At 32.2% G+C, this 13,315-nt stretch carries 7 protein-coding genes; 6 read left to right on the forward strand and 1 reads right to left on the reverse strand.

Translation table 11 applies throughout. The annotated features are described in order from the left end of the window. The first annotated feature begins 14 nt into the window (after window positions 1-14). Both JM80_RS04165 and JM80_RS04170 read left to right on the forward strand, forming a co-directional pair. Window positions 15-1,913, forward strand: coding sequence for an amidophosphoribosyltransferase (locus tag JM80_RS04165; protein ID WP_013620824.1), 1,899 nt, complete (start codon window positions 15-17; stop codon window positions 1,911-1,913). 755 nt (window positions 1,914-2,668) lie between these two features. Next, on the forward strand, window positions 2,669-3,565 hold the full coding sequence (locus JM80_RS04170) for a metalloprotease (protein WP_089118542.1): 897 nt from the start codon (window positions 2,669-2,671) through the stop codon (window positions 3,563-3,565). 407 nt (window positions 3,566-3,972) lie between these two features. Here JM80_RS04170 and JM80_RS04175 read toward each other — a convergent pair whose 3' ends face one another. Beyond that, window positions 3,973-4,581 (reverse strand): superoxide dismutase, encoded by a 609-nt coding sequence (locus JM80_RS04175; protein ID WP_034645819.1) that lies wholly within the window; start codon window positions 4,579-4,581, stop codon window positions 3,973-3,975. A 122-nt stretch (window positions 4,582-4,703) separates the two neighbouring features. Between JM80_RS04175 and JM80_RS04180 the strand changes: the two genes are divergently transcribed. The 4 genes from JM80_RS04180 (at window position 4,704) to JM80_RS04195 (ending at window position 13,295) form a co-directional block, all read left to right on the forward strand. Further along, window positions 4,704-7,823: an exodeoxyribonuclease V subunit beta gene (locus tag JM80_RS04180; RefSeq protein WP_144709305.1), complete on the forward strand. Its 3,120-nt coding sequence runs from the start codon at window positions 4,704-4,706 to the stop codon at window positions 7,821-7,823. Between the two features lie 4 nt (window positions 7,824-7,827). Next, on the forward strand, window positions 7,828-9,021 hold the full coding sequence (gene kbl / locus JM80_RS04185) for a glycine C-acetyltransferase (RefSeq protein ID WP_034645759.1): 1,194 nt from the start codon (window positions 7,828-7,830) through the stop codon (window positions 9,019-9,021). A 114-nt stretch (window positions 9,022-9,135) separates the two neighbouring features. Further along, window positions 9,136-10,494: an OmpA family protein gene (locus JM80_RS04190; RefSeq protein ID WP_144709306.1), complete on the forward strand. Its 1,359-nt coding sequence runs from the start codon at window positions 9,136-9,138 to the stop codon at window positions 10,492-10,494. A gap of 68 nt (window positions 10,495-10,562) precedes the next feature. Beyond that, window positions 10,563-13,295, forward strand: a complete 2,733-nt coding sequence (locus JM80_RS04195; protein ID WP_144709307.1) for a PD-(D/E)XK nuclease family protein — start codon at window positions 10,563-10,565, stop codon at window positions 13,293-13,295. Window positions 13,296-13,315 lie beyond the last annotated feature (20 nt).

A 13,315-nucleotide genomic window follows, 5' to 3' on the forward strand; every position in this document is an offset into this window, starting at 1 on the left:
TCAATTTATAAGAAATGAGTGACGCCATTAAACACGAATGTGGAATTTCTATGATTAGGCTGTTAAAGCCCTTAGAGTATTACAAAGAAAAGTACGGTACAGCTTTTTACGGAGTAAATAAAATGTACTTAATGATGGAAAAGCAACACAACCGTGGACAAGACGGTGCAGGTTTTGCCAGCATTAAATTAGATATGAAGCAAGGAGAGCGTTATATGAGTAGAGTGCGTTCTGCTCAAAGTCAGCCAATACAAGATATTTTTGCTCAAATAAATGACCGTATAAACACTGCTTTACAAGAAAACCCAGAGTATGTAGACAATGTAGCTTTACAAAAAAAACACATTCCTTATATAGGAGAGGTGTTGCTAGGGCACGTACGCTACGGTACTTTTGGTAAAAATAGTATAGAGAGTGTGCACCCTTTTTTAAGACAAAACAATTGGATGCATAGAAACCTAATTGTGGCAGGTAATTTTAACATGACCAATGTTAATGAACTTTTTGACAATTTGGTGCAAATTGGTCAGCACCCAAAAGAAATGGCAGATACAGTAACTGTTATGGAAAAAATAGGTCATTTTTTAGATGACGCTGTAGCAAAACTGTACAAGCAAATAAAAAAGGAAGGGTTTACTAAATTAGAAGCTTCACCAATTATAGCAGAGCGTTTAAACGTTGCTAAAATTCTTAAAAAGGCAGCTAAAAACTGGGATGGTGGTTATGCTATGTCTGGTTTATTAGGTCATGGAGATAGTTTTGTGCTTAGAGATCCTGCAGGTATTAGACCCGTTTACTATTATAAAGATGATGAGGTTGTTGTTGTAGCATCGGAAAGACCAGCAATACAAACAGTATTTAACGTACCTTTTGATGAAATAAAAGAACTAGAACCTGGACACGCTCTTATAGTAAAGAAAAGTGGTAAAGCTAATATTAAACAAATTCTAGAGCCAGTAGAGCGTAAAGCATGTTCTTTTGAGCGTATTTATTTTTCTAGAGGTAGTGATAAAGAAATTTATAAAGAGCGTAAAGAGCTTGGTAAGTTACTTTTTCCGCAAATATTAGAGTCTATAGATGGTGATATTAAAAACACTGTTTTTTCATACATACCAAATACAGCAGAAACTTCTTTTTATGGTATGGTTAAAGAGGCGCAAAACCACTTAAACCGTAAAAAGGAACAGCAAATTTTATCTATAGGAAGAAAAATTACATCAGAGGAGTTACACGAAATACTAGAGGTTAGACCTCGTATAGAAAAAGTAGCAATTAAAGATGCTAAACTTAGAACATTTATTACACAAGACAGTAGTAGAGATGATCTAGTAGCGCATGTATATGATATATCTTACGGTTCTGTAAAAAAGGGAGACAACCTTGTTATTATAGATGATAGTATAGTACGTGGTACAACGCTTAAAAAGAGTATTTTAAAAATACTAGATAGGTTATTACCAAAGAAAATAGTAGTAGTTTCATCTGCTCCACAAATTAGATATCCAGATTGTTATGGTATTGATATGGCTAAACTAGAAGACTTTATTGCTTTTAGGGCTGCCTTAGCACTACATAAAGAAAATGACTCTATGGATATTGTAAAAGGTATTTATGAGAAATGTTTAACACAAGTAAACAGACCAGACAAAGAGGTTGTTAATTATGTGAAAGAGTTTTACAAGCCTTTTACGGCAAAGCAAATTTCTAAAAAAATAGGAGAATTACTTAGCTCATCAGAAATTAAAGCAGAGGTAGAAATTATATATCAAACTGTAGAAAGTTTACATGAGGCTTGTCCTAAAAATTTAGGAGATTGGTACTTTACCGGAGATTACCCTACTCCAGGAGGTAACAGAGTGGTTAACAGAGCATTTATTAACTTTTATGAAGGTAAAAGTGAACGAGCGTATTAAAATGCATCGATGAAATGCATTAAATAGTGTATTTTGTCGGTAATATATGCGTTTTAGCTTTTTTATGCAGCCAAAGGGTAGTTACATAGCTAATTTTGTGATTACCATAGCATAAGTAGGTTAAGTTCATGGTAAAATTTGGGGAAAAGGTGGAGGAAACTCCGCCTTTTTATTTTTTATACTATACCATTCATCGGATAATATGTAGTTGGACTGATGAAATGGGCGTTAATCCGATACTTTAGGAACAAAATATAAACTTAAGTTATCTTTGCTGTACCATAGCATAAGTAGGTTAAGTTCATGGTAAGATTTGGGGAAAAAGGTGGAGGAGACTCTACCTTTTTATTTTTTACTACTTTCCTGAAATTCAATTCCTTTTAAAAAAAATATATAAAAATCACTTAGTCTAGTAAACTCTTTAGTTTAACTAATATTGTTTATTGCACTATATAATTAGTATACATTTGTTATCACCATAGCATAAGTAGGTTAAGTTCATGGTAAGATTTGGGGAAAAAGGCGAAGGAAACTTCGCCTTTTTATTTTTACCCAAATTTGTAAAGTCTTCATTTTTATTTAGCTGTAACTATCATAGTACTAGTCGTTTTCATTTTTTCAATCCTTATTTGAGTTCTAATACTCTAGTTATCCGATAGTTATATTTGTATTGTTAATTTTTTTAACTTATTTCATAAATAGTAGGAAAATATTTACTAATATTGTGTTAACTAATAATCAATACAATATTAATTATGAAAAACTTAAATTTTAAAAGAACCTACCTACTAGGGTTAACTTTTGTAGCAGTTTTACAATCTTGTTCTAAAGATACAGACTCTTTGGAACAGCAAACCGAAGTTGCAGAAGCACAAGAGTTGGCAATTTCTGAAGCTTTTGAAAACGAATTACATGAATGTGGTTATGTAGACGGTAACTGGAGTAGTACAGCATATTTAAGCAGTTCTATAGGAACGTCTTCTGAGACTAATTTTATGCAAACACAAAACTCTAGAATTGCAGCAGTATGGGGAAGACCAGCTGTGCCACTTAGTTTTGTAAAAGACAACTCTAACCCTAACTCTACTTACAATGCTATATCTTATGGTAGTGGTAAAATTTATTACGGAGAAGCCATTTATAATGCTGCAAAGGCACAAGGGCAAATAGCAAATGTTATGATATTAGCACATGAGTTTGCTCATCAATTACAATTTACATACGGTTACCCATCTAAAAATGAATCTACTGCCAGAGCAGCAGAATTAGAGGCAGATGGTATGGCAGGTTACTATTTAAGAAGACCTAATGGCTATAACAAAACTAGTTTTTCTCAGATAGCTACTGCTTATGAATTTGCAGCTTCTATTGGAGATAATAACACAACCAGTCCTGGTCACCACGGGCGTAGTTACCAAAGACGCTCTGCAGTAAGATTAGGGTTTTTATTAGGTGCTTATGATTTAAATGCGGCTAGTTTTGACTACAACTTTTTTTACTACTATAACGGAGTTTTAAATGGATCTTACAAGCAAGAAAAACCTGAATATTTCAATGCAGAATTAGATAAGTATATACGTTCTTACGCAAAAGAATTGCAAAAAATTAGCAACGGAGAAATGTCTGATGAAGAGTATTTTAATCTAGATTAAAAATTTATGAACACCTACTTTAGTATAATTTTTTAATTAGCGCTAAAATTTTAACAAAACTATGGGATTTTTGAGTTGAATTTCTAGTTGGTTTTTGGAGAAAAGACGAAGGAAACTTCGTCTTTTTGTTTGCTTGTAATCAAGCTATTAGGGTGCATTTCATCGATATTATTTGCAATATTCTATGTTATTGTGTTAATTTTTTTGCAGATTTTTTTTTTTATTAGACACAATACCAGTAATTTAGCAGAGCCATAGCATAAGTAGGTTAAGTTTATGGTAAGATTTGGGACGAAAAGGGTAGAGACTTCTCTGCCCTTTTCTATTTTATAGAATTAAGTAGAAATTTTATATAAAAAAAGCCACTCTAATTTTAGAGTGGCTTTTGTATTTTTAAGTGTAATTTTTTATTTGTTACTAGCGTAAAGTTCAGATACTTTTTCCCAGTTAATTACATTAAAAAATCCACCAATATAGTCAGGTCTTCTGTTTTGGTAATTTAAGTAATAAGCATGTTCCCAAACGTCTAATCCTAAAATAGGAAAACCACCACAACCAACACCAGGCATTAATGGGTTATCTTGGTTAGGAGAAGAACAAACCTCTACTTTACCACCTTTATGTACACATAACCAAGCCCAACCAGAACCAAATCTAGTTGCTGCTGCAGTAGAAAAAGCTTCTTTAAAAGCATCAAAAGAACCATAAGCATCATTAATAGCTGTTGCTAACTCGCCAGTTGGTTCTCCGCCACCGTTTGGAGACATTACTTCCCAAAAAAGTGAGTGATTGTAAAAACCACCACCGTTGTTACGTACTGCACCATTACTCATATCTAAATTAGTTAAGATATCTTCTATAGATTTCCCAGCTAAATCAGTACCTTCAATAGCACCGTTAAGTTTAGTTGTGTATCCGTTGTGATGTTTAGTATGGTGAATCTCCATAGTTCTTGCATCAATATGTGGTTCTAACGCATCATATGCGTAAGGTAATTTTGGTAATTCAAAAGCCATAATTATATCTATTTTTAAGTTAAAAAAATGTCGTAGCTCAAATTTACAATATTCTAAGGCATTTTCCATAACGTTTCTGTTAAGAACATTGTAATATTATGTAATTTGCAGCTAAAAACTAGTTGGAAACTTCGCCTTACAAAATATACAGTGCATCTGCAGGTTCTGGTAAAACGTATACCTTGGCCAAGGAATACCTTAAAATAATTTTATCTTCTGCAACAGCAAAAAGTTACAGACAAATATTAGCCATTACATTTACCAATAAGGCTGTTAATGAAATGAAACAGCGAATTTTAGATAATTTGTATGCTTTTAGTAAAGTAGATGAAGAGAATAAGCCATCAGACTTATTTTTAGATGTTGCTAAAGAGCTAAATGTTTCTACTGAAGAGTTACAAAAAAGAGCTAAACAAGTACATAAAAGTATACTACACAATTACGCTTTTTTTGATATTTCTACCATAGATAAGTTTACACACAGGCTTATTAGAACCTTTGCTAAGGATTTAAAAATACCTCAGAATTTTGAGGTTGTTTTAGATATAGAATTGTTGTTGTCTGAAGCTGTAGAAAGATTGCTAGCAAAAGCTGGTACAGATAAGCTTTTAACAAGCACGTTATTAGAATTTACTTTTGAGAAAATTGATGATGACAAAAGCTGGGATATTTCTTTTGATTTAAACAAAGTGGGTAAAATGTTGTTTAATGAAAACAACATAGAACACTTAAAAAGTTTTAAAACTAAAAGCATTACCAATTTTTTAGAACTTAAAAAAACGCTTTCCTCTACCATTAAAAATTTAGAAGATGTAGCTATACAAAAAGCAAAAACTGTAGATGTTTTAATACAAACAGAAGGTATAGATGTTGCAGATTTCCCTAGGCAAACATTGCCAAATCATTTTAAAAAAATAGTAGAAGGTGAGTTTAGTTTACTTAAATTATATAAAAATAAACTAGGTGAAAATTTAGAACAGGGTAAAATATTTAAAGCTACCGTAAAAAATGCACCAGACCACATAGCTCCTATGTTGTTAGAAATTTATAACAGTGTAAAAAATACCATTTACCAAAGGGCAATGTATAAAAATGTGTACGCTAATCTTGTGCCATTAACTGTTTTAAATGAAATACAAAAAGAAATTAATGCTATTTGCAAAGAAAGAGATCAGTTAACTTTAGCATCTTTTAATGCAATAATTTCTAAAGAAATAAAAAACCAGCCAGCACCATTTATTTATGAGAGGCTTGGTGAAAAATACAGACACTATTTTGTAGATGAGTTTCAAGATACCTCAGAGCTTCAGTGGCAAAACTTAATACCATTAATAGGTAATGCTCTAGAAAGTTTAGATGATTATGGTAAAAAAGGATCACTTTTATTGGTTGGTGATGCCAAACAGGCTATTTACAGATGGCGTGGTGGTAAGGCAGAACAATTTATAAAGTTAACTAATAAAGAAGAATTGCCTTATGTTTTAGAACCAAAAACCACAGAACTACCAAGAAACTACAGGAGTTATTCAGAAATTATTAATTTCAACAATAACTTTTTTACCATTACAAGTAACTTGCTAAACAATACTGCTTATGCAGATTTGTATGTGTCTGGAAATAAGCAAGAAATAAACACAAAAACGGGTGGTTTGGTAACGTTGTCTTTTATTCCTAATGAAAAAGAGGAGCAAGATAACGACTTGTACTGTGAGTCGGTTTTAGAAACAATAACAGCGCTAACATCAGAAAAAAAATACAATTATAAAGATATTTGCATTTTAGTACGCTCTAACAACCACAGTTATGTGTTGGCAGATTTTTTAACATCTAAAGAAATTCCTGTAATATCATCAGAATCTCTGTTGCTAAAGAGTAGTGAAAAAGTAAGTTTTTTATTAAACCTTTTAACTTATAGTACGCAGCCTAAAGACAAAGACACAGCTTATGAAATTTTATATTTTTTGGCAGAGAAAGGTGAAGATACGCACCAATTTATACAAAAGCATTTAAACAATTTAGAAGAGTTTTTATTACAGCAATATGGTTTTGCAATAGATAAATTAAAACAATTATCTGTTTTTGATGCTTTTGAAAAGGCTATTCATCAATTTAAACTAGCAGAAACATCAGATGCTTACCTTATTAGTTTAATGGATGAGGTTTTAGATGTAGAACAAAAAGACGGTGTTAGTGCCCAAACCTTTTTAACTTATTGGGACAAGAAAAAAGACAAATTATCATTAAAAGCACCAGACAATATTAATGCTGTGCAAATAATGACCGTGCATAAATCTAAAGGGTTAGAGTTTCCTATTGTAATTTTTCCGTTTGCCAATTCCTTTATATATGGTAAAGATGAAAAAATATGGCTGCCTGTAGATCCAGAGCAGTTTAATGGTTTTTCAGAAGTATTAGTTACCAAAAAGCAAGAAATGGAACAATATGGAGACTTAGCGGCAAAACTATTTTTAGACGAACATAGTAAACAAGAGCTAGATGCCTTTAATGTATTGTATGTGGCATTAACCAGAGCAGTAAAAGCACTATATATAATAAGCAAAAAAGAGCTAAATACTAAAGGAGAACCTAGTGTTAACAAATATTCTGGTTTATTTATTAAATATTTGCAACAACTGGGCTTGTGGTCAGACACACAATTAACCTATAGCTTTGGTAATTTGCAAATAGCAGAAGAAAGCACTGCTAAAGTAGAAAAGTTAAACCACATAAATTATCAATACTCTACTAAAGATAGGCCTAGTTTTAAAATTTTAACCAAATCTGGTATGTTGTGGGAAACAGGCAGAGACGTAGCGTTAGAAAAAGGAAACTTAATACACCTACTATTAAGTTATGTAAAAACTAAAAAAGATGTAGATAATGCCATATCAATAGTAATAAGAGACGGACATTTAACTCCTTTAGATGTAGCAGTAACAAAACAAAAAGTACTTACTATAATAGAACACCCAGATTTAGCTAAATATTATAAAGAAGGAAATATTGTTAAGAATGAAAAGGATATAATTACAGCAGAAGGATTACTTTTGCGCCCAGATAGAGTTGTAATTAACACAAATAATGAGGCAACTGTTATAGATTACAAAACAGGTGCACCAAATAATAGTTACCATCAACAAGTAAATAGTTATGCTTATGCACTAGAGACTATGAATTATAAAGTAGTATCTAAGATAATAGTATATATAAATGATAATATAACTCCAGAATTTATAATTTAAAATTATGTACGGAAAAATTAAAGAACACTTACAAGAAGAACTAGACGCAATAAAAGAAGCAGGTCTATACAAAACAGAGCGTATTATAACGTCTCCACAAGATGCTGTTATAAAAATATCTACAGGAGAAGAAGTTATAAATTTTTGTGCAAACAACTATTTAGGGTTGTCTTCTCATCCAGATGTTGTGCAAGCAGCAAAAGACGCTATGGATACACACGGTTTTGGAATGTCATCTGTACGTTTTATTTGTGGCACACAAGATATACATAAAGAGTTAGAGCAAAAAGTAGCTAATTTTTATGGTACAGAAGATACCATATTATACGCAGCAGCTTTTGATGCTAATGGTGGTGTTTTTGAACCTTTATTAACTGCAGAAGACGCTATAATATCAGATTCATTAAATCATGCTTCAATTATAGATGGTGTACGTTTATGTAAAGCAAAGCGATATAGATATGCTAATAATGATATGGCAGATTTAGAAAAGCAACTTAAACAAGCTAATGAAGACGGATCTAGATTTAAAATAATAGTTACAGATGGAGTTTTCTCTATGGATGGTTTATTGGCGCCATTAGATAAAATATGTGATTTAGCAGATAAGTATGATGCATTGGTAATGATTGATGAATGCCATTCTGCCGGATTTATAGGAGAAACAGGTCGCGGAACACTAGAAGAAAAAGGAGTTTTAGACCGTATAGATATTATTACAGGTACTTTAGGAAAAGCACTAGGTGGTGCAATGGGAGGCTATACTACGGGTAAAAAAGAAATTATAGAAATTTTAAGACAACGCTCTAGACCATATTTATTTTCTAATTCCTTAGCTCCTGCAATTGTAGGTGCATCTATTAAGGTTTTTGATATGCTAGATAAAGACACCACCTTAAGAGATAAGTTGGCAGAAAATACGGCATATTTTAAAAAAGGAATGAAAGCAGCTGGATTAGATATTATAGACGGAGATTCTGCCATAGTGCCAGTAATGCTGTATGATGCCAAGCTTTCTCAAAAAATGGCTGATATGCTTTTGGATAGAGGTATTTACGTAATAGGATTTTTCTTTCCTGTAGTGCCAAAAGGTAAAGCAAGAATAAGAGTTCAGTTATCTGCAGCGCATAAAAAAGAGCATTTAGACCAAGCAATTGCAGCTTTTACCGAGGTTGGAAAAGAACTTGGAATCATTTAATTAAGTTAATTTTTTTACTAATTGTGTTAAAAAAAAGGGTTATTTGATTTTGTTAATAAATCCTAACAACTTACATTTGCAGCTTACAAACACTTAAAACTTAAATTTTAAAGCATGAAAAATCTTAGCAAATTAATGCTTGTTGCCTTACTACTAGTAGGGGTAAACAACATACAAGCGCAAGACGAAAATAATCCTTGGCAGATTAGCTTTGGTGTAAACGCAGTTGATATGTGGCCAACTAATGATGAGGATGCCGCTTACCCTACAGGAGAATTGTTTGATGAGTACTTTAACGCTACTGATCACTGGAACATTCTTCCTTCTATCTCTTATATTGGAGTTTCTAGATCTGTAGGTAATGGTTTCTCTGTAGGAGTTAGAGGTTCTTTAAATAGAATTGAAAACTTAGGAGACTGGTCAGCTGATGATCTATCTTACTACGGTTTAGATGGTGCAATTAAATATGCATTCTTAAAAAATACAACAATTGATCCTTTCGTTGAAATCGGTGGTGGTTACACGTGGGTTGATGAAATTGGATCTGGTACTGTAAATGGTGGTATTGGTGTTAACGTATGGTTCTCTGAGAACATAGGTTTAACATTACAAACTGGTTACAAGCACGGATTTGAAGATTACAGCGTTAAACATTTCCAACACTTAGCTGGTCTTGCTATCAAATTTGGTGGTGCTGATACAGATGGTGACGGTGTTTATGACAAAGATGATGCTTGTCCAGAAGTTGCTGGTTTAGAAGCTTTCAACGGTTGTCCTGATGCTGACGGTGATGGTATCGAAGACAGCAAAGATGCTTGTCCTAACGAAGCTGGATCTAAAGAAATGAACGGTTGTCCTGATGCTGACGGTGATGGTATTGCTGATAAAGATGATGCTTGTCCTAATGAAGCTGGTACTGCTGCATTAAACGGTTGTCCTGATGCTGATGGTGACGGTGTTGCTGATAAAGATGACAAATGTCCTTCTGAAGCTGGTCCTGCTGCAAACAACGGATGTCCTTGGGAAGATAAAGATAAAGATGGTGTTTTAGATAAGGATGATAAATGTCCAGAGGTTGCTGGTACTGTTGCTAACAACGGTTGTCCTGAAGTAACTGAAGAAGTTCAGAAAAAATTAAATGATTACGCTAGAACTATCTTATTTGATACAGGTAAATCTTCTATCAAAGCTGAGTCTACTGCTGTTATGGTAGATATCATTACTATCTTAAAAGAGTACCCTAACGCTAAGTTTACTGTTGAAGGTCATACTGATAGTGTAGGTTCTGCTACTTTAAACCAGAAGTTATCTGAGTCTAGAGCTCTTTCTGTAAAAGAATTTTTAGTAGAAAAAGGAATTGGAGAATTTAGATTATCTGCTGTAGGTTACGGTGAAGATAAGCCAATTGCTACTAACAAAACTAGAGCTGGTAGAAAGCAAAACAGAAGAGTTGAAATCAACTTAGTAAAATAATAAGAGTTTAAAACTCTAATTTTATAGAAAAGGCTCCGCAATTGCGGAGCTTTTTTTATTTTTAACCCATGCAAAGCTTTTTAGAAGAAACACTACTTACAATTATTAAAAAAGAAGGTTCATTAGAGAACCTTATTTTTGTTTTACCAAGTAAACGTGCAGGTACGTTTCTTAAAAATGCAATTTCTAAACATACCAGCAGCACAATATTTGCTCCAGAAATACAGAGTATTGAAGATTTTGTAGAAAACATTTCTGGCTTAGCTTATGCGTCTAGTACACAGCAACTTTTTGAGCTTTATAAAGCTTACACAACTACAGTAAAAGGAGAACAAGACACTTTTTATGCGTTTTCTAAATGGGGAACTACGCTACTACAAGATTTTAATGAAATTGATAGGTATTTGGTTGATACCAAAAAAATATTTTCACACTTAAATGCAGTACAAGAAATTAATCATTGGACTGTAGAAAAGGATAAGAGTACCATTATTACCAATTATATGGCTTTTTGGAACTCATTAGAGGAGCTGTATACAGCTTTTAACACATCATTAAAGCAAGATGGTCTGGGCCACCAAGGATTAGTATACAGAGAGGCTTGTGCTAATTTAAATGCTTATATACAAAGCACCAGTAAACAAAAACATCTTTTTATTGGTTTTAATGCTCTAAATACTGCTGAAGAATTAATTATACAAACCATACTAGAAAATACAAACGCAGAAATTTATTGGGATTTAGACGAGTATTTTTATAGTGACCCTGTACACGATGCTGGCTTTTTTATTCGCCAGTTTAGCAAACAATGGCACTACTTTAAAGACAAGCCCTTACAAGTTACTAATGGCAATTATTTAACACCAAAAAATATAACTATTACAGGTGTTCCTAAAAATGTATCTCAGGCAAAATATATAGGTAGTGTTTTAGGTAAATTGTATAATGATAAAAAAAGTATGTTAACCAATACAGCAGTTGTATTAGGAGATGAAACACTTTTAAATCCATTAATAAATGCCATACCAGAAGAAATAAATGGCATTAACATAACAATGGGTTTTCCGTTACATAAATCGCCTTTAGAGAGTTTATTTTCACAGTTGTTTGACCTTTATATACGTAAAGATGAAAAAGGTTGGTACTACCAGCATGTAACAACTGTACTAAACCACCCATATATACAATTATTGTTTGCAACAGAAGACAATACAATAAATGCTGCAGATGCAATATGCAACCAAATTAAGAGTAGAAACTGGATTTATGTAGACGTAGCCAAACTGCAATTAATTAGTAGTACAAGTAATTTAAACTTACTTTTTTATGAGTCAAACTTAACTGTTCCTGTTTTTATTAAAAAATGCTTAGCACTTATTATAGCTGTAAAAGAAAAAATAAACGCAGAGGGTAACGGATTAGAGTTAGAGTATTTATACAGATTTCATCAATTGTTTAACCAACTAAATAATTTAGTGGTTAAATACCCTTTTTTAAATGATTTGCAGTCGCTCTTTGGTTTATATAAAGAGTTATTATCTAGTGAAACTTTAGACTTTAAAGGAGAGCCTTTAAAAGGTTTGCAAATTATGGGAATGCTAGAAAGTAGAAATCTAGATTTTGAAACCGTATTATTAACATCTGTAAATGAGGGCATTTTGCCTTCAGGTAAATCTAACAATTCTTTTATTCCTTTTGATATTAAAAAGATGTATGGTTTACCTACCTATAAAGAAAAAGATGCCGTTTATACGTATCATTTCTACAGACTTCTTCAACGTGCCAAAAACATACATTTGGTGTACAATACAGAGCCAGATGTTTTAGAGGGAGGCGAGGTTAGTAGGCTTATTAGGCAATTGTTAGCAGATAGTAATATATCAAACTATATTACAGAAACTATTGCTTTTCCTGAAATAAAATCATCCAAAAAGAAAGTTGTTTCTATACAAAAAGATGCTCATTTAATGGAACTAATTAAAGGCATTGCTGCTTATGGTTTTTCTCCAACATCACTATCAAACTATATTAGAAACCCTTTAGATTTTTATAAAAAAAACATTTTAAAAATTAATGAGCTAGAAGAGGTTGAAGAAACAGTTGCTGCTAATACCTTTGGTACAATTGTACATGAAACTTTAGACGAGCTATACCAGCCGTTTGTAAATACTTTTTTAGAAGCTGAACAATTAAAAGCGTTACTGCCAAAAATAAATAGCACAGTACGTAAACATTTTGCTATACATTATAAAAATGTAAGTTTAGAAGAAGGTAAAAATTTAATAGCCTTTAACGTAGTTTTAAAATATGTAGAAAACTTTATTAAATTAGAAATTGAAAGTGCTAAAAAACATAAAATTAAAATTATAGGCTTAGAACTGTCTTTAAAAACAGCTATTAATGTACCTGGAGTAAATTTTCCTGTTCATATAAAAGGTAAATTAGACAGAATTGATGAGATAGATGGTGTTTTGCGTGTTATAGATTATAAAACAGGTAAAGTAGAGCAAAGAAACCTTAATTTAAGCAACTGGGAAGACATTGTAGAAGAGTATGATAAAAGCAAAGCTTTTCAATTATTGTGTTATGCTTATATGTATAATCATTTGGTTCCTGTAGATAAAGTAGAAGCAGGAATTTTTTCTTTTAAAAATATTAAGGCAGGTATATTAAAGTTTTCAGAGAATAAAAATTCTATAATTACACAGGACACTTTACTTAAATTTACAAAAGAATTGCATAAATTAGTAGGTGCAATTTGTGATCCAGACCAGCCATTTGTAGCTAAAGAGATAAAATAAACTAACAGTGCATTTCGTCG

Source organism: Cellulophaga sp. RHA_52 (genome assembly GCF_007827205.1).
GTDB classification, from domain to species: Bacteria; Bacteroidota; Bacteroidia; order Flavobacteriales; family Flavobacteriaceae; genus Cellulophaga; species Cellulophaga lytica.